Source organism: Nocardioides psychrotolerans (genome assembly GCF_943371775.1).
In the GTDB taxonomy this organism is placed as follows: domain Bacteria; phylum Actinomycetota; class Actinomycetes; order Propionibacteriales; family Nocardioidaceae; genus Nocardioides; species Nocardioides psychrotolerans_A.
The window spans coordinates 66220-83952 of record NZ_CALRWD010000008.1 but is presented as its reverse complement, the minus strand read 5'-3'; the positions used below and the strand labels follow the sequence as shown (position 1 = coordinate 83952).

At 72.0% G+C, this 17733-nt stretch carries 15 protein-coding genes; 7 read left to right on the top strand and 8 right to left on the bottom strand.

Annotated features, from left to right (window positions below):
• The 3 genes from AAG827_RS04305 to AAG827_RS04295 form a co-directional block, all read right to left on the bottom strand.
• The coding region (locus AAG827_RS04305; RefSeq protein ID WP_341924580.1) for an AMP-binding protein at positions 1-527 on the bottom strand (527 nt) is incomplete at its 3' end.
• 154 nt (positions 528-681) lie between these two features.
• The gene (locus AAG827_RS04300) at positions 682-2307 is read right to left on the bottom strand and encodes a cation acetate symporter (RefSeq protein WP_341924579.1); all 1626 of its coding nucleotides are present in this window, start codon (positions 2305-2307) and stop codon (positions 682-684) included.
• Between the two features lies 1 nt (position 2308).
• Entirely contained in the window at positions 2309-2674 is a 366-nt protein-coding gene (locus AAG827_RS04295) for a DUF485 domain-containing protein (RefSeq protein ID WP_341924578.1), read from the bottom strand.
• Between the two features lie 278 nt (positions 2675-2952).
• Here AAG827_RS04295 and AAG827_RS04290 point away from each other — a divergent pair, with 278 nt between their 5' ends.
• The 7 genes from AAG827_RS04290 to AAG827_RS04260 are packed head-to-tail and all read left to right on the top strand — an operon-like array spanning position 2953 to position 12955.
• On the top strand, positions 2953-4527 hold the full coding sequence (locus tag AAG827_RS04290) for an MFS transporter (RefSeq protein WP_341924577.1): 1575 nt from the start codon (positions 2953-2955) through the stop codon (positions 4525-4527).
• A gap of 3 nt (positions 4528-4530) precedes the next feature.
• On the top strand, positions 4531-6594 hold the full coding sequence (locus tag AAG827_RS04285) for a molybdopterin oxidoreductase family protein (RefSeq protein ID WP_341924576.1): 2064 nt from the start codon (positions 4531-4533) through the stop codon (positions 6592-6594).
• Entirely contained in the window at positions 6591-8105 is a 1515-nt protein-coding gene (locus AAG827_RS04280; RefSeq protein WP_341924575.1) for an FAD-dependent oxidoreductase, read from the top strand. Before AAG827_RS04285 ends, AAG827_RS04280 begins: the two co-directional genes overlap by 4 nt.
• Positions 8106-8143: 38 nt before the next feature.
• Positions 8144-10771, top strand: coding sequence for a nitrite reductase large subunit NirB (gene nirB, locus AAG827_RS04275; RefSeq protein WP_341924574.1), 2628 nt, complete (start codon positions 8144-8146; stop codon positions 10769-10771).
• Entirely contained in the window at positions 10768-11142 is a 375-nt protein-coding gene (nirD, locus tag AAG827_RS04270; protein WP_341924573.1) for a nitrite reductase small subunit NirD, read from the top strand. Before nirB ends, nirD begins: the two co-directional genes overlap by 4 nt.
• Positions 11130-12260 carry a uroporphyrinogen-III synthase gene (locus tag AAG827_RS04265; protein WP_341924581.1) on the top strand — a complete coding sequence of 377 codons (1131 nt, stop codon included), beginning with the start codon at positions 11130-11132 and terminating at the stop codon, positions 12258-12260. Before nirD ends, AAG827_RS04265 begins: the two co-directional genes overlap by 13 nt.
• The gene (locus AAG827_RS04260) at positions 12257-12955 is read left to right on the top strand and encodes a sirohydrochlorin chelatase (protein ID WP_341924572.1); all 699 of its coding nucleotides are present in this window, start codon (positions 12257-12259) and stop codon (positions 12953-12955) included. The genes AAG827_RS04265 and AAG827_RS04260 overlap by 4 nt, the downstream gene beginning before the upstream one ends.
• Positions 12956-13028: 73 nt before the next feature.
• On the opposite strand, the gene AAG827_RS04255 is transcribed toward AAG827_RS04260, so the two are convergent.
• The 5 genes from AAG827_RS04255 to AAG827_RS04235 are packed head-to-tail and all read right to left on the bottom strand — an operon-like array spanning position 13029 to position 17719.
• The gene (locus tag AAG827_RS04255) at positions 13029-14555 is read right to left on the bottom strand and encodes a cation acetate symporter (RefSeq protein ID WP_341924571.1); all 1527 of its coding nucleotides are present in this window, start codon (positions 14553-14555) and stop codon (positions 13029-13031) included.
• Position 14556: 1 nt separating this feature from the next.
• The gene (locus AAG827_RS04250; protein WP_341924570.1) at positions 14557-14931 is read right to left on the bottom strand and encodes a hypothetical protein; all 375 of its coding nucleotides are present in this window, start codon (positions 14929-14931) and stop codon (positions 14557-14559) included.
• An 18-nt stretch (positions 14932-14949) separates the two neighbouring features.
• Positions 14950-15699 (bottom strand): LytTR family DNA-binding domain-containing protein, encoded by a 750-nt coding sequence (locus tag AAG827_RS04245; protein ID WP_341924569.1) that lies wholly within the window; start codon positions 15697-15699, stop codon positions 14950-14952.
• A gap of 10 nt (positions 15700-15709) precedes the next feature.
• Positions 15710-16831, bottom strand: a complete 1122-nt coding sequence (locus AAG827_RS04240; RefSeq protein ID WP_341924568.1) for a histidine kinase — start codon at positions 16829-16831, stop codon at positions 15710-15712.
• Positions 16832-16864: 33 nt separating this feature from the next.
• On the bottom strand, positions 16865-17719 hold the full coding sequence (locus AAG827_RS04235; RefSeq protein WP_341924567.1) for a methyltransferase domain-containing protein: 855 nt from the start codon (positions 17717-17719) through the stop codon (positions 16865-16867).
• Between the last annotated feature and the right edge of the window lie 14 nt (positions 17720-17733).

The window sequence follows — 17733 nt, the reverse complement described above, 5'->3', positions numbered from 1 at the left end:
GTGGCGAGCGCGTCGGAGGAGAAGCCCCCGAAGACGACCGTGTGGGGGGCGCCGAGACGGGCGCAGGCGAGCATCGCCACCACGGTCTCGGGGATCATCGGCATGTAGATCGCGACCCGGTCGCCGGCCTTGACGCCGAGGTCGATGAGGGCGTTGGCGGCCCGTGAGACCTCGGCCTGGAGGTCGGCGTAGGTGATGGTGCGCTTGTCGTCGGCGGGCTCGCCGACCCAGTGGAAGGCGACGCGCTCGCCGTTGCCGGCCTCGACGTGGCGGTCGACGCAGTTGTAGGCGGCGTTGAGGCGCCCGCCGACGAACCACTTGGCGAACGGGGGGTTGTCCCAGTCGAGCACGCGCTCCCAGGTCTGGTCCCAGGACAGGCGCTCCGCAGCCTCGGCCCAGAAGACCTCGCGATCCCCCGCAGCGGCGTCGTAGGCGTCGGCGGTCACGTTGGCAGAGGCGGCCAGGTCGGCCGGCGGGGCGAACGTGCGCTCCTCGCGGGACAGGTTGGACAGGGTCTCTTCGCTCACGGTGTTCACTCCTGGACGTGCGGGTGGGGTGGCGCTCGCCACACTAGGACGCTTCGACCCAGGGTGCAGGTCGAGGGTTGCTTGGAGGTTGCTGTGCCGATGCCGGGTGGCCCTCCCCCGAGGGGCCACCCGGCATCGGGTCAGGCGGGCGAGGTCAGTGGATGACCGCCTTCTCGGAGCCGGCGCCGGTGAGGGCGCGGACCTCGAGCTCGGTGAAGCGGTCCTCCGCCTCGGGCTCGCGACGGCTGATGGTGCCGAGGTAGCCGAAGAGGAAGCCGAGCGGGATCGACACGATGCCCGGGTTCTCCAGGGGGAACCAGGAGATGTCGATGCTCGCGGGGAGCAGGCTCTGGTTGACCCCGTCGATGACGCCCTTGCCGGACATGACCGGCGAGAAGAACACCAGCAGAAGCGACGACGCGAGTCCGCCGTAGATGCTCCAGGTCGCACCGCGGGTGTTGAAGCGACGCCAGAACATGTTGTAGACGATCGCCGGCAGGTTGGCCGACGCCGCGACCGCGAAGGCCAGGGCCACGAGGAACGCGATGTTGAGGTTCTGCGCGGGGATGGCGAGCAGGATGGCGATGAGACCGATGGTGAAGGCGGCGATGCGCGTCACCCGGATCTCCTGCTTCTCCGTGGCGTGGCCCTTCTTGATGACGTTGTTGTAGATGTCGTGCGCCACGGACGACGACGACGTCAGCGTCAGGCCGGCCACGACCGCGAGGATCGTCGCGAACGCGACGGCTGCGATCACCGCCAGCAGGATCGCGCCGCCCGTCGAGCCGGCACCACCTCCGACGGCCTCGGCGAGCAACGGCGAGGCCAGGTTGCCCTTGCTGGTGGCCACCTCGGCGGCCTTGTCACCCTTGAGCAGGGCCGCGGCACCGAAGCCGAGGACCAGCGTGAAGAGGTAGAAGACGCCGATCAGGCCGATCGCCCACAGCACCGACTTCCGGGCGTCGCGCGAGGTCGGGACGGTGTAGAAGCGGATCAGGATGTGGGGGAGCCCGGCGGTGCCCAGGACCAGGGCGATGCCGAGGCTGATGAAGTCGATCTTGCTGGTCGTCGAGACGCCGTACTTGAGCCCGGGCTCCAGGAAGGCCTGGCCCTTGCCGGAGTTGGACGCAGCGGCGCCGAGCAGCTCGGAGAGGTTGAAGTTGAACTTGGCGAGCACCAGGAACACGATCACGGCGGAGCCGGCCATGAGCAGCACGGCCTTGACGATCTGGACCCAGGTGGTGCCCTTCATGCCACCGACGGTGACGTAGAAGATCATCAGGATGCCGACCGCGAAGATGACCAGGTTCTTGACCGTCTGGCTGTCGACGCCGAGCAGCAGGGCGACGAGCGTGCCGGCGCCGACCATCTGCGCCAGCAGGTAGAAGATGGAGACGACGACCGTGGAGGTCGCGGCCGCCATGCGCACCGGGGTCTGCTTCATCCGGTAGGCCAGCTGGTCGGCCATCGTGTAGCGGCCGGAGTTGCGCAGCATCTCGGCGACGAGCAGCAGGGCGACGAGCCAGGCGACCAGGAAGCCGATCGAGTAGAGGAAGCCGTCGTAGCCGGACAGTGCGATGGCGCCGGAGATCCCGAGGAACGAGGCGGCGGACATGTAGTCGCCGCCGATGGCCAGACCGTTCTGCACCGGTGAGAAGGAGCGGCCGCCGGCGTAGAAGCTGTCGCTGCCGGAGTTGTCGCGGCTCGCCCAGAACGTGATGCCGATCGTGAGGGCGACGACGGCGAGGAACAGGGTGGTGGTGAGGACTTGGTGATCCATGTCAGCGCCCCTTCCCGCTCTTGCCGGCCTCGTAGCGGTCGTTGAGCTCGCGCGCCAACGGGTCGAGGCGGGCGGTGGAGAAGCGGCTGTAGACCCAGGCGATCAGGAAGGTCGTGGCGAACTGGAGCAGCCCGAAGACCAGGGCGACGTTGATGTTGCCGACGAGCTTGGTGTTCATGAAGCCGGTCGCCCAGTTCGACATGAGGACGTAGAGCAGGTACCACGCCAGGAAGGCGACGGTGGCCGGGAAGACGAAGCCGCGGTAGAGCTTGCGCAGCTCGCCGAACTCCGGAGAGGCCGCCAGCTCGTCGTAGAGCGGATCGTGTCGTTCGGACTGGGTGTGCGGTGTGTTGACGTCGGACGTCACGGACGGCCCCTTTCACGCGGGATGTGATCGCCGTCACCGTAGGAGCGTGAGCCGGGTCACGTGGAGGGGTGCGTGAGCGTTCTGCGGTCAGTGGAGGCGGCGCTGCGCCGAGCGGTCGGTCCCGTACGACGAGCGGTCGGGCAGGGGGGTCGGCTGTGGGGCCGTGAGGACTGTGAGGCCGTGAGGACAAGTTGACGTCTGCGGTGCGCTCGTCCGCGGCTGACCGAAACCTGCGCTGCCTTTGATGAGGACATCCCAACCTCCACAGGAGCCCTCACATGACCATGACCAGCACCCCGCCGGCCGAGCAGGCCGCCGCGGCCCCCCAGCGCAGGACCGGCCGGTGGATCGACGACTGGCGACCCGAGGAGCCCGAGTTCTGGTCCGGGACGGGCCAGCGGGTGGCGCGCCGCAACCTGGTCTGGTCGATCTTCGCCGAGCACCTCGGCTTCTCGGTCTGGCTGATCTGGAGCGTCTCGTCGGCGTTCCTGCTGGCGCAGGGCTTCGAGTTCACCGCCCAGCAACTGTTCTTCCTGGTTGCCATCCCCAACCTGGTGGGCTCGCTGCTGCGGGTGCCCTACACGCTGGCGGTCGGCAGCTTCGGTGGTCGCAACTGGACGATGGTCAGCGCCGGGCTGCTCCTGGTGCCGACGCTCGGCTTCGCGGTCGCGGTGACCAACCCGTCGACGCCGTACTGGGCCTTCTGCGTGATCGCGGCGACCGCCGGCTTCGGTGGCGGCAACTTCGCGAGCTCGATGGCCAACATCAACTTCTTCTACCCCGCGGCCAAGAAGGGCGCGGCGCTCGGGCTCAACGCGGCCGGCGGCAACCTCGGGGTCGCGCTCATCCAGTTCTTCCTGCCGGTGATCGTCGGCGGCGCCGGCATCTTCGGCCTGGTCAAGGCCAGCGAGGGCGGCATCCACCTCGAGCGGGCCGCCTGGATCTACGCGGGCCTGGCGGTCGTCGCCACCGTGGCGGCCTACTTCCTCATGGACAACCTCGGCACCGCCAAGGCCGACACGAAGTCGCAGCTGGCGGTGCTCAAGAGCAAGCAGACCTGGGTCATGTCGTTCCTCTACATCGGCACCTTCGGCTCCTTCATCGGCTACTCCGCCGCGATGCCGCTGCTGATCAAGCTCAACTTCTGGCGCCAGCCGATCCCCTCGATCCCCGGCATCGGCATCAACTTCGTCTTCTACGCCTTCCTCGGCGCGCTCGTCGGCTCGATGGCCCGCCCGCTGGGCGGCTGGCTCGCCGACAAGTACGGCGGCGCCCGGATCACCCTGATCGCCTTCGGCGGCATGATCACCGGCACCCTCGGCGTCCTCTACACGATCAGCCTGCTCCAGCCGGTCCCGCCGCCGCCGGCTCCCGAGGTCCTCGCGCAGATCGCCGCGGACCCGGCTTCCTTCGACTACCCGCCGGCCGTGCTGGCCGCGGTCGACGCCAACACCGAGGTCTTCCCGTTCTTCCTCGGCATCTTCCTGCTGGTCTTCGCCTTCAGCGGGATCGGCAACGGGTCGACCTACAAGATGATCCCGGCGATCTTCAAGACCGAGGCCGACCGGGTCGGCGCCGAGGGCAGCGCGGAGCGCAGGCACGCCGTGCTCAACGCCACCAAGCGGGCCTCGGCCGCCATCGGGATCATCGGCGCGGTCGGTGCGATCGGCGGCTTCCTCATCCCGATCACGTTCGGCTCGCCGTGGGTCACCGACCCGATCGACGCCACCCGGGCCGCCTTCACCATCTTCACCGGCTTCTACGTGGTGTGCGCCCTGGTCACCTGGGCCGTCTATCTCCGCACGCCGTCCGACGCCAAGGCCGCGACCAGCTATGCCGGGGTCGGGATCTGACCCGTGACCACCACCACCCACTGCCCCTACTGCAGCCTCCAGTGCGGCATGACCCTCGTCCGCGAGGGTCGTGCCGCCCTGGCGGTGCAGCCGTGGCCGGACTTCCCCGTCAACGAGGGCGCGCTGTGCCGCAAGGGCTGGAGCGCGGCCGGGCTGCGCGGCAGCCGCGAGCGGCTGACCAGCCCGCTCGTGCGTGACCGGGGGACCGGGGAGCTGCGCACCGCGTCGTGGGACGAGGCGCTCGACCTCGTGGCGTCGTCGGTGCGGTCGCTGCAGGCGTCGTACGGCGCGGACGCGGTGGCGGTCTTCGGCGGCGGTGGGCTGACCAACGAGAAGGCCTACCAGCTCGGCAAGCTGGCCCGGGTCGCGCTGGGGACCTCCCAGATCGACTACAACGGGCGCTGGTGCATGTCGTCGGCCGCGTCGGCCGGCAACCAGGCCTTCGGCATCGACCGGGGGTTGCCCTTCCCGCTGGCCGACGTCGAGCTGGCCGACGTCGTCGTGCTCGTCGGCTCCAACCTGGCCGAGACGATGCCCCCTGCGGCCCGCCACCTCGACCGGCTCCGCGCCCGCGGTGGGCACGTGGTGGTGATCGACCCCCGTCGTACGACGACCGCCGACCGGGCCGACACCTTCCTCCAGCCGGTGCCCGGCACGGACCTGGCCCTCGCGCTGGGGCTGCTGCACCTCGTGGTGGCGGCCGGGGACGTGGACGAGGACTACGTGGCCTCCCGGACGACGGGCTTCGAGGACGTGCGCCGCTCCGTCGCAGCCTGGTGGCCCGAGCGGGTCGAGCGCGTGACCGGCGTGCCCGTCGCGGAGCTGCACGCGCTCGCGGGGCTGCTGGGCTCCTCGGCGCGTGAGGCGGGGAAGGTGATGGTGCTGACCGCGCGCGGCGCCGAGCAGCACAGCCAGGGCACCGACACGGTGCTCGCCTGGATCAACCTGGTGCTGGCCCTCGGGATGCCGGGTCGGGTCGGCGCGGGCTACGGCTGCCTCACCGGGCAGGGCAACGGTCAGGGTGGGCGCGAGCACGGCCAGAAGGCCGACCAGCTGCCCGGCTACCGGATGATCGACGACCCGGCCGCGCGCGAGCACGTGGCGCGGGTGTGGGGCGTCCCGGCTGCGTCGCTCCCGGGCCAGGGGCGCTCGGCCTACGAGCTGCTCGACTCCCTCGGCCAGGAGGGGGGCGCGAAGGCGCTGCTGGTCTTCGGCTCCAACATCGTCGTCTCCGCGCCCAACGCGACGCAGGTGACCTCGCGGCTGGAGGCGCTGGACCTCCTGGTGGTCGCCGACATCGTGATGTCGGAGACCGCGGCCATGGCCGACGTCGTCCTGCCGGTCACCCAGTGGGCCGAGGAGACCGGCACCATGACCAACCTCGAGGGTCGGGTGATCCTGCGTCAGCAGGCCGTCACGCCGCCCGACGGGGTGCGCAGCGACCTCGAGGTGATGGCCGGCCTGGCGTCGCGGCTCGGGTCGGCCGGGGTCTTCTCGGACGTCCCCGAGGAGGTCTTCGCGGAGCTGGCGCTCGCCTCGGCCGGCGGCAGGGCCGACTACGCCGGGATCACCTATGACCGGATCCGCGACGAGCACGGGGTGTTCTGGCCGTGCCCGACCGCCGACCACCCGGGGACGCCGCGGCTCTTCGCCTCCTCCTTCGCGACGGCGTCCGGGCTCGCGCGGTGCATCGCGGTCGAGCACCGCGGTGCCGCGGAGGTGCCGTGTGACGCCTTCCCGGTGCACCTGACGACCGGGCGGGTGCTCGCGCAGTACCAGTCCGGCGCCCAGACCCGCCGGATCAAGGACCTGCCCGACACCGGCCCCTTCGTCGAGCTGCACCCGATGCTGGCCGACCGGATCGGCGCCCACGACGGCGACCTCGTCGTCGTCGCCACGCGCCGCGGCGAGCTCAAGGCGCCCGCGCGGGTGGTGTCGACGATCCGGCCCGACACGATCTTCGTGCCCTTCCACTGGGTCGGCGCCAACCGGCTCACCAACGACGCGCTCGACCCGTCGAGCCGGATGCCGGAGTTCAAGGTCTGTGCCGCGGCGGTGCGCACGTGAGCGGCCGTCTTCGCATCGTCGTGGTCGGCAGCGGAATGGCTGCGACACGGCTGGTGGAGGAGCTGATGGCGTCGCCGGCCTCGGCCGACCTGGACGTGACCGTGCTCGGCGACGAGGACCACGCGCCGTACAACCGGATCCTGCTGTCGGCCGTCCTCGAGGGCACGCACGGCTCCGACGCGATCACGCTGCGCGCTCCTGAGTGGTACGCCGAGCACGGGGTCGACCTGCGGCTCGGTGCGCGGGTCCTCGGGGTCGACCGGGAGCGGCGCGACGTGATGCTCGTGGACGGGACCGTGTTGCCCTACGACCGCCTGGTCCTCGCCACCGGATCCATCCCCAGCCTCCCGCCGATCCGCGGGCTGGTGCGCCTCGACGGCTGGCTCCACGACGCCGTCCACGCCTTCCGCTCGCTCGACGACTGTCGGCGTCTGATGGCGGCGATCGGGGTCGGAGTGCCCAACGCGGGCGACGAAGTCGCCGCGGTTGGTGACCAGACCGCGTCTCCCGTTGTGCGTCCTGCCCAACGAGCAGTCGTGGTGGGCGGCGGACTGCTCGGTCTCCAAGTGGCCCGGGCGTTGAGCGTGCGCGGCCTCGACGTCGAGATCGTGGAGGGCGGCGAGCACCTGCTGCGCAGCCAGGTCGGCAGCAAGGCCGGCCAGGTGCTGGCCCGCGACCTGCGCCGGCTCGGCACCACCGTCTACACCGGCGCACGGGCCGTCCGGATGAGCGACACCGACGCCACGGACGGGCAGGGCGCGGTCGGCCTGCGCCTCGATAACGGCTACACCCTCGACACCGACCTCGTCGTCCTCACCGCCGGCGGCCGCCCCAGCACCGCGCTGGCCCGCGGGGCCGGCCTCGAGGTCCGGCGCGGGATCGTGGTCGACGACCGCCTCGCCTCGGTCACCGACCCCGACGTCTTCGCGATCGGCGACTGCGCCGAGCACGGCGGCCGCACGACCGGCTTCGTCGGTCCGGCCTGGGAGCAGGCCGCGCTCCTCGCCCAGCGACTCACGGACCCGGACGGTGACGCCACCTACACCGGCAGCCGCAGCGTCGCCCGACTGCGCGCGACCGGCCTCGACGTCGCGGTCCTGGGCGACCCCGAGCGGGCCACGGCCGAGGGGGGCGAGGTCGTCGAGGTGACCAACCCGATCGTCGGCTCGCACCGCAAGCTCGTCGTGAGCGACGGCGTCATCGTCGCCGCCACGCTCGTCGGGGACCTGTCGCGGATCGGCCTGATCACGCAGTACTTCGACCACGGCACCCGCCTCTCCGGCACCGAGCCTGCAGCCCTCCTCATGGGCGACCGCAAGGCCCCGCCGACCCGCCTCGCCGACGACGCCGAGATCTGCGCGTGTGCCGGTGTCAGTGCCGGCCGCATCCGCGCGTGCACCTCGCTCGACGAGGTCCGGGCAACCACCCGCGCCACCACCGGCTGCGGCGGCTGCTCGTCGTCCGTCGCCCAGCTCCTCGCCGACCGGCCCGCTCTCACCCCCTCGTCCTGACCCCTCGCCCTGACCGCAGCACCTTCAAGGAGATCGCCATGACCCCCACCCCGGACCACAAGCGACTGACCCTGGTCGTCGTCGGCCACGGCATGGTCGGCCACCGCTTCGTGCAGGCGGCCATCGAGCGCGGCCTGACCGAGACCTACGACGTCGTGGTCGTCGGCGAGGAGTGCCGCCCGGCCTACGACCGGGTCGCCCTCACCTCCTTCTTCGAGGTCGGTGCCGAGGAGCTCTCCCTCCTGCCCACCGGTGCGTACGACGACCCGCGGGTGCGCCTGCTCACCGGCACCGAGGTCACGGGGCTGGACCCCGCGACGCGCACGGTGCTGCTCGCCGACGGCGAGGTGCTCGGCTACGACGAGCTGGTGCTGGCCACCGGGGCGACGCCGTTCGTGCCGCCGATCCCCGGCAAGGACCTGCCCGGCTGCTTCGTCTACCGCACGATCGAGGACCTCGAGGCGATCCGCGAGGCGGCGGCCGGCGCGAGCGTCGGCGCGGTCATCGGCGGGGGACTGCTCGGCCTCGAGGCCGCCAACGCGCTGGCCCAGCTCGGGCTGGAGACCCACGTCGTCGAGATGGCACCGCGGCTGATGGCGGTGCAGGTCGACGACGCCGGCGGCGCGATGCTGACCCGTCACATCGAGAAGCTCGGGCTGAAGGTCCACACGAGCGCGGCCACCGAGGCCGTCCTCGGCGAGACCCACGTGACCGGCCTCGCGCTGCGCGGCCAGGAGCCGATCGCGGCCGAGGTCGTCGTGTTCTCGGCCGGCATCCGCCCCCGTGACGCCCTGGCCCGCGCAGCCGGCCTCGACCTCGCCGAGCGCGGCGGGGTCCTGGTCGACGAGCAGTGCCGCTCCTCCGACGCGCACGTCTGGGCGATCGGCGAGTGCGCGGCGCCGGCCGGTCGGATGTATGGCCTGGTCGCCCCCGGCTACACCATGGCCGAGGTCGTCGTCGACGCGCTGCTCGGTGGCCCCGGCGCCTTCACCGGCGCAGACATGTCCACCAAGCTCAAGCTCCTCGGTGTCGACGTCGCGTCCTTCGGCGACGCCCACGGCACCACCGAGGGCGCGCTCGAGCTGGTCTTCGCCGACGCCGTCGCGGGCCACTACAAGAAGCTCGTGGTCACCCAGGACGGCAAGTACCTCCTCGGCGGCATCCTCGTCGGCGACGCCTCGGCGTACGGCGTCCTGCGCCCGATGGTCGCCGCCGACGGCACGAGCGGCATCGAGCTGCCGGCCAACCCCGAGGACCTGATCCTCCCGGCGACCCGGGGTGCGGTCGAGATCGGCCTGCCGGACGAGGCGGTCGTGTGCTCCTGCAACAACGTGACGAAGGGCGAGATCCTCGCGAGGGTCTCGACAGGCTCGACCAACGGCGGCCGCTCGACCGACGAGGACACCGACGAGCCGTGCAGCGACGCCACGTGCGTGACGAGGTGCTCGGGGGCCGGCAGCACCTGCGGGTCGTGCAAGCCGACGGTGAAGAAGATCGTGGAGGACCATTTCGCGTCGGTCGGCAAGGTCGTCGACCGGAGCCTGTGCGAGCACTTCGCGCTCACGCGTCAGGAGGTGTTCGACGTGGTGGCCGTCCACGGCTACACGCGCTTCGACGACGTGATCGAGGGCCACGGCACCGGCCGCGGCTGTGACATCTGCAAGCCGGTCGTCGCCTCGGTGCTCGCCTCCCAGCTCGGCGGCCACGTCCTCGCGCCGGCCAACCGTCCACTCCAGGACACCAACGACGCCTACCTCGCCAACATCCAGAAGAACGGCACCTACTCGGTCGTCCCGCGCATCCCCGGCGGCGAGATCACCGCCGAGAAGCTGATCGTCATCGGCGAGGTAGCCCGCGACTTCAACCTCTACACCAAGATCACCGGCGGCCAGCGGATCGACCTCTTCGGCGCCCGCATGGAGGAGCTGCCGCTGATCTGGCGCCGCCTCGTCGACGCCGGCTTCGAGTCCGGGCACGCCTACGGCAAGTCGCTGAGGACGGTGAAGTCGTGCGTCGGGTCGACCTGGTGCCGCTACGGCGTGCAGGACTCGACGTCGCTGGCGATCATGCTCGAGGAGCGCTACCGCGGGCTGCGCTCGCCCCACAAGCTCAAGGGCGGCGTCAGCGGCTGCGCCCGCGAGTGCGCCGAGGCGCGGTCCAAGGACTTCGGCGTCATCGCGACCGAGAAGGGGTGGAACCTCTACGTCGCCGGCAACGGCGGCGCCACGCCCGTCCACGCCCGGCTCCTCGCCGGCGACCTCGACACCGAGACGCTGGTGCGCTACCTCGACCGCTTCCTCATGTACTACATCCGCACCGCCGACCGCCTGCAGCGCACCGCCCCCTGGGTCGACGGCCTCGAGGGTGGTCTCGACCGGGTCCGTGAGGTGGTCGTGGAGGACTCGCTGGGGCTCGGCAGCGAGCTCGAGGCGGCGATGGACGCCCACGTCGACGGCTACTTCGACGAGTGGGCCGCCACGCTCGAGGACCCCGACAAGCTGGCCCGCTTCGTGTCGTTCGTCAACGCCCCCGGCACGCCCGACCCGCACATCACCTTCCGCGAGGAGCGCGACCAGATCGCCCCGGCCGACTCCGACGGTCCGGTCGTGCTCGGCGCGACCATCCCGGTCGGTGCCCCCGCGACAGCTGCGGCGGTGACCCGATGACGACGACGAGCCAGACCACGAGCAGCGCGCACACGACGTACACCGTGGTGTGCCGGCTCGACCAGATCGAGCGCGAGGGAGGCGTTGTCGCCCTGGTCGGCGGGGCCGCGGTGGCCGTCTTCCGGACCTACGACGACGAGGTGTTCGCGCTCAACAACTACGATCCTTGTTCACGGGCCTCGGTGCTGGCCCGTGGCATCGTCGGCACGCGGGGGGACGTCCCGTTCGTGGCGTCGCCGATGCACAAGCAGGCGTTCGACCTGCGCACCGGGCACTGCCTCGACGACGCGGCGGTGCGGGTCATGACGTACGACGTGCAGGTCAGCGATGACGGCCAGGTCCTGGTGGGAGGCGTGAGATCGAGCAGCTAGACGAGACCCCGACGGCGTCCCTGACCGGTTTCCGGATCGGGGTCACGGCCGCGCGCAAGGTCGAGGAGCAGCTCCAGCTCTTCGAGCGCCGGGGAGCGACCACGGTCTGGGCGCCCGCACTGTCGCTGGGCGCCAACCACGTCGACGACGCGGTGCTCCGCGCCGCCACCGACGAGGTGCTGAGTCGACCCATCGACGTCTTCCTGGCGACGACCGGCATCGGGATGAAGGGCTGGTTCGCCGCGGCCGAGGCGTGGGGCATCCTCGACGACCTCCTGGCCGCGCTGGGACGGGCCGAGATCCTCGCGCGCGGGCCCAAGAGCGTCGGGGCGCTGCGTCGTCGTGGGCTGCGCGAGCTGTGGTCGCCGGCGTCGGAGGAGTTCGAGGACGTGCTCGAGCACCTGCGTGGGCGCGACCTCACCGGTCTGCGCATCGTGGTGCAGGAGCACGGGCAGTCGCTGTCGATGGTCGCCCACGCGCTGCGGCGCCGCGGTGCGGACGTGACGACCGTGACGGTCTACCGCGTCGTCGCGGCCGAGGACCCGGAGCCGATGTTCCACCTGATCGACGAGATCGCCGACCGGGCCGTGCACGCGGTCACCTTCACCTCCGCGCCCGCCGTCGCCGCGCTGATGGACGCGGCCGGGTCGACCGGGCGGCGCGAGGAGGTCGTCGGCGCCTTCCAGGCCGACGTGATCGCCTCGTGCGTCGGGCCGGTGACGGCCGCGGCCTTCGAGATGTGGGGGGTGCCGACGATCTATCCCGAGCGCTCGAGGCTGGTCGCGATGGTCAAGCAGCTCGAGACCGAGCTCCCCTCGCGCTCGTCCGGCCTGAGCCTGGAGGTCGCCGGGCACACGCTGCTCCTGCACGGCGACGAGATCCTGCTCGACGGGGTCGAGGTCAAGCTGTCCCCGGCTCCGTGGGCGGTCCTCCAGGCGCTGCTGGTCAACCCCGGTCACGTGGTGTCCCGCCGCGATCTCCTCGCGGCGCTGCCCTCGGGCATCGCCGGCTCCGAGCACGCCGTCGAGATGGCGGTCGCGCGGCTGCGGGCCGCGATCGGGACGCGGATGATCCAGACGGTCGTCAAGCGCGGCTACCGGCTGGCGGTGAGCACGTGAGCACGACGTCGTCTGCGCCCCACCGGCTGGTGACGGTCGCCCACGGCACCCGCAAGAGCGGTGGCAACGAGGTCGCCCGCGAGATCACCGTCGCCGCCGGCCTCGCGCTCGGCACGGAGGCGGTGTGCTCCTACGTCGAGCTGTCCGAGCCGCTCTTCGAGGACGTGGTCGCGGCGGACGCCACCCCCACGGTCGTCGTGCCCCTGCTGCTCTCCACCGGCTTCCACCTGCGCCAGGACCTGCCCCGCATGGCTCGTGGTGCCACGGGACCGTTGGTGCTCGGGCGGCCGCTCGGTCCTCACCAGCTGGTTGCCCGGGCCCAGCTCGACCAGCTCGCCCGTGTCGGTGCCCGTCCGGGTGACGGGCGGCTCGTGCTCGTCGCCGCCGGCTCCTCCGACCCGCTGGCCACCCGTGACCTCACCCGAGCGGCAGAGCTGCTGGGTCGGCTCTGGGGCTCGCCGGTCGAGGTCGCGACCCTCTCGGCACTCGGTCGTCGTCCCGCCGAGGTGGTGCGTGCGGGGGACGTCGTGTCGCCCTACCTGCTCTCGCCGGGCTTCTTCGCCGACCGGGCCCGCTCCGAGTCGCTCGCCGCCGGGGCCGCCGTCGTCGCCGACGTCATCGGCCCGCACCCGCTCGTCGTCGACCTGGTCGTGCAGCGCACCGGTGCGCTGAAGAGCGTGCGGCAGACCGCCTGAGGTCTCCGGCACACGACCCGCGACGGGCAGACCCGCCACGGGCAGACCCACCACCACAGCCCACCGCAGCGCATCACCCCCGGTCGAGGTCCAGCGCCTCAGGGGTGTGCAGCCGCACCATGAACCGCCGGGTGTGTGCCGGAACGCGGCTCGCGGTCGCCCTCGACACCCCGACCATCACCGCGAAGGCGAGGGGCACGCTCCAGGCAGCAGGCTGCTCGAGGAGTACGGCGGGCCACCCGGTCGCGGATCCCTCCAGGAGCGTCCACATCACCCCGGCACCGGAGCCGAGGCCGCCGGCCAGCATGCCGGCCACGGCGCCGACGTCGGTCAGGCCGCGCCACCAGATGCCCAGCAGCAGGAGCGGGCAGAAGGTGGAGGCTGCGACCGCGAAGGCCAGGCCGACCGCGCGGGCGACCCCGATGCTCGGCACGGCCAGCGCGATCGTCAACGGCACCAGCACCGCGACGACCGCGGCGACGCGGAAGGCGGTGACCCCCGAGAGGCGACGACCGCCGAGCACGGTGAGCGAGCGGCCGGTCACGTCCTGGCTGATGACGCCCGCGACGGCGATCGCCAGGCCCGAGGAGGTGGAGAGGAACGCGGCGAACGCCCCGGCGGTCACGAGCCCCGCGAGCAGCTCGCCGCCGATGCCCGGGACCATCAGCCGGGGGAGCTCCAGCACCAGCACGTCCGAGCGGCCCGACGCGGCCAGCTCGCCGGCGTACACGCGACCGAGCGCGCCGTAGACCGGCGGCAGGACGTAGAAGATGCCGAGCAGGACGAGGACGACCAGCGTCGTGCGTCGGGCGGCGCGACCGTCGGGGTTGGTGTAGAAGCGCACGACCACGTGCGGCAGGCCCATCGTGCCGAGGAACGTGGCGATGATCAGCGAGTAGGTGAGGTAGAGGCCCTCGGAGCCCCCGCTGGCGAGCGGCACGGACCACGAGTCGTCGGCCGGCATCCTGCTGCCGGGCGTGCCGTCCCCGACCCACACGATGAGCAGCACCACGAGGGGGAGGAGGAGTGCGGTGAGCTTGAGCCAGTACTGGAAGGCCTGGACGAAGGTGATGCTCCGCATCCCGCCTGAGGTGACGTTGGCGAGGACGACCGCGCCGACGATGACGGGGCCGACCCAGGTGGGGGCACCGATCGCGGCCCGGATGGTCAGGCCCGCGCCGTGGAACTGCGGGAGCAGGTAGAGCCAGCCGATCGCCACCACCATCACCGAGCAGGTGGCGCGGACCCGGCGCGAGCCCAGCCGGGCCTCGGCGAAGTCGGGGAGCGTGTAGGCCCCGCTGCGACGCAGCGGCGCGGCGACCAGGACGAGCAGGAGGAGGTAGCCGGCCGTCCAGCCGATGGGGTACCAGAGCATGTCGGCGCCGAAGGTCAGCACCAGCCCGGCGACGCCGAGGAAGGACGCGGCGGAGAGGTATTCACCCCCGATCGCCGAGGCGTTGAGCGCCGGGCGCACCGAGCGGGAGGCGACGAAGAAGTCGCTGGTGGTGCGGGAGAAACGCAGCCCCCACGTGCCGATCAGCAGCGTCGCCAGCGTCACGAGCACCACGGCGACCAGGCCGGTGACGGTTTCGGTGCTCATCTCACTGCTCGATCTCGCTCAGGAGGTCGGCGAAGTCGCGCTCGTTGCGCTCGGCACGACGGACGTAGCGCCAGCCGAGCAGCACCAGGAGGGGGTAGACCAGGCCACCGAGCAGCAGCCAGGCCAGCGGGATCCCGAGCAGTGTCACCTCGGAGAGCCCGGGCACGACCCGGAAGGCCAGCGGCAGCGAGCCGACCGTCAGGACCAGCACCAGGATCGTCCGGGCGGCCAGGCGAAGCTGCTCGCGCAGCAGCGAGCCGAGGTAGACCGAGCCGAGGCGGGTCTCGTCGTCGATGTCGCCGGTCCGTGTGCGGGGGGTGTGGCGACGTGGTGGGCCGGTCACCCGCACCCGCTCGGGGCGGGGTCCCTCCGTCACGACACCCTCACCGCGCGCTCATCCGCCGGCCCGCTTCAGCAGCAGGTCGCGCAGCTCGCGCGTGTGCCGGCGACTGACCACGAGCTCGGCCAGCCCGCCGGGACCGGGGCCGCTCACGACGACCGAGCAGCGCCCGGCGTCCATGCGCACCTCGCGGACGTGGGCGAGGGACACCAGCAGCGAGCGGTGGATCCGCACGAAGCCGGCCACCTTCCACTCCTCCTCGAGCGTCGACAGCGCCACACGGACCAGGTGGGAGCCGTCGGCGGTGTGCAGCCGGGCGTAGTCACCCTGTGCCTCCACGTGCGTCACGTCGGCCCGGTCGACGAACCGGGTCACGCCGCCACGCTCGACCGGGATCTGCGTGCTCTGCGCCGGGGCGGGCGCCCGCTCGCTGCCCTCGACCACCCGTCGTACGGCCTCGGCGAGGCGGTCGGCGCGCACCGGCTTGAGGACGTAGTCGACCGCGCGGAGCTCGAAGGCGTCGACCGCGTGGGCCTCGTGGGCGGTCACGAAGACGATCGGCGGCGGGGTCTTGAAGCGCGAGAGGACCTGGGCCAGCTCGAGCCCGGTCAGGCCGGGCATCTGGATGTCGAGGAACACGACGTCGACGTCGAGCTCGTGCAGCGTCCGCAGGCCCTCGGCCGCCGAGTCGCAGGTGATGACCTCGCCGATGCGGGGATCGCGGGCGAGCAGGTAGGCGAGCTCGTCGAGCGCCGGCCGCTCGTCGTCGACGACGAGGACCTTGAGGTCGGTGGTGGGGCTCATGGGGGGACTCTCACGGCTGCACTCCGGGGGCGAACTTGGGGACGCGAACGATCACCTTCGTGCCGGCGCCGGGGGCAGTCTCCACGACGAGGCCGAAGTCGTCACCGAAGGTGTTGCGCAACCGGCTGTCGACATTGCCGAGCCCGACCGAGTCGAGGGCGGTGTCACCGGCCAGGGCTCGTCGTACGCGCTCGGGGTCCTCCCCGACGCCGTCGTCCTCGACCTCGATCACGCACTCCTGCCCGCGGTCGAGCGCGACGATCCGCACGTGACCGGCACCCTCGACGTTGGCCAGGCCGTGGCGCACGGCGTTCTCGACGAGGGGCTGGATGCACAGGAAGGGTACGGCGACCGGCAGCACCTCCGGCGCGATGCTGAGCGTCACGGTGAGCCGGTCACCGAAGCGCGCCTGCTCGAGCAGCAGGTAGCGCTCCACGGAGCGAAGCTCCTCCGCGAGCGTCGTGAAGTCGCCGTGGCTGCGGAAGGAGTAGCGCGTGAAGTCGGCGAACTCCAGCAGCAGCTCGCGGGCCCGGTCGGGGTCGGTGCGCACGAAGCTGGCGATCGCGCCGAGCGAGTTGTAGATGAAGTGCGGGCTGATCTGCGCGCGCAGCGCCCGGACCTCGGCCTCGATCGCCCGGGTGCGCGACGCGTCGAGCTCGGCGAGCTCGAGCTGGCCCGACACCCAGGTGGCGACCTCGTCGGCGGCCCGGGCCAGGCCGGCGGTGGAGTAGGGCGCGAAGGCCTGGAGGGTGCCGACGATGCGCTCCTCGACGACCAGCGGACTCACCACCGCGGTGCGGACGGGGCAGCCGCTGTCGCCGCAGGCCAGGTCGGGACGGTCGAAGACCCGCGTGGCGCCGCGCTCTAGCGTGGCGGTCACCAACGCGTCGGTCTGGTCGCGGTGGTGCGCGCCCGTGCCGTCCCAGGCCAGTGCCGTCGCGGTGTCGGTCAGCGCCATCGCGGGGGTGCCGAGCAGGGAGCGGAGGTGCCGGATCGAGCGCTCGGCCGACTCGGCGGTCAGGCCCCGACGCAGGGCGGGTGAGGCCAGGGAGGCGCTGTGGAGCGTCCGGAAGGTCGCTCGGTCGGCTTCCGTGCCGAGGTGGGTCCGCCGCCACGCGCGCATGGTGGTCATCGTGCACCACCCGGCGCCCGGGGGCGGGCTCCCTCAGCGGAAGTCGATGAGCAGCATCCCGCTGTCGTCGTCGGTGGGCGGCGGGATCGGCACGGTGTCCTCCGACTGACCCCTGCCCTCGAGGTCGAGCCCGGGCGCCTCCGGCCGGTCGACGACCTGGGCGCGCAGGCAGCGGGTCAGGTAGGGCAGCTGCATCCCGTCCATGCCGCGGCCGTAGTCGTCGTAGAGCGCGAGCACCTCGGCGAGCTTGGCCGCACGGGCCTCCTCGTCGAGGCCGATGACGTCGGAGCGGGACGCGACCAGGTCCTGGATGGAGTGCCGGTCGACGGTCTGCCAGTTCTTGAAGCTCTCCGCGTTCGGCTGGTCGAACTGCGTCGCTGCGACCAGCACCGCCAGGGAGTTCCGCTCGGACGGCGGGCTGGCGATGATGCGCCCGAGCTTCTTGACCCACGGGATCCGCTCGTCGCGGGCGTTGAAGACGACCGCGAGATGACCGCCGGGCTTGAGCACTCGGGCGATCTCGGGCAGTGCTCGCTCGTGGTCGAACCAGTGGAAGGCCTGAGCGGCGACCACGACGTCGTAGGAGCGGTCGGAGGCGGGGATGTCCTCGGCCGCGGTGACCGACGTGCGCACCTCCGGCAGCCGCGCGCGCAGCAGATCCAGCATCGCGGCGTCCGGGTCGGTGGCGTGCACGTCGTGCCCCAGCGCCACCAGCTGCTCGGTCAGCTTGCCGGTGCCGGCCCCGAGCTCGAGCACCGTGAGGGGCTCGGCGGAGGTCGCCCAGGCGACGGCGTCGCGGGTGTAGGACGGGCGGCCGCGGTCGTAGACGTCGGCCACGCCACCGAAGGATCGGGCGGCGCTGCCGGAGCGGGAGGGTCGGTCGGTCATCAGGTCGAGGTTAC

Excerpts from the sequence above, each read along its gene's own strand:
- AAG827_RS04300 (WP_341924579.1), bottom strand. The coding sequence starts at position 2,307 with ATGGATCACCAAGTCCTCACCACCACCCTGTTCCTCGCCGTCGTCGCC.
- AAG827_RS04290 (WP_341924577.1), top strand. The coding sequence starts at position 2,953 with ATGACCATGACCAGCACCCCGCCGGCCGAGCAGGCCGCCGCGGCCCCC.
- nirB (WP_341924574.1), top strand. The coding sequence starts at position 8,144 with ATGACCCCCACCCCGGACCACAAGCGACTGACCCTGGTCGTCGTCGGC.
- nirD (WP_341924573.1), top strand. The coding sequence starts at position 10,768 with ATGACGACGACGAGCCAGACCACGAGCAGCGCGCACACGACGTACACC.
- AAG827_RS04255 (WP_341924571.1), bottom strand. The coding sequence starts at position 14,555 with ATGAGCACCGAAACCGTCACCGGCCTGGTCGCCGTGGTGCTCGTGACG.
- AAG827_RS04245 (WP_341924569.1), bottom strand. The coding sequence starts at position 15,699 with ATGAGCCCCACCACCGACCTCAAGGTCCTCGTCGTCGACGACGAGCGG.
- AAG827_RS04240 (WP_341924568.1), bottom strand. The coding sequence starts at position 16,831 with ATGACCACCATGCGCGCGTGGCGGCGGACCCACCTCGGCACGGAAGCC.
- AAG827_RS04235 (WP_341924567.1), bottom strand. The coding sequence starts at position 17,719 with ATGACCGACCGACCCTCCCGCTCCGGCAGCGCCGCCCGATCCTTCGGT.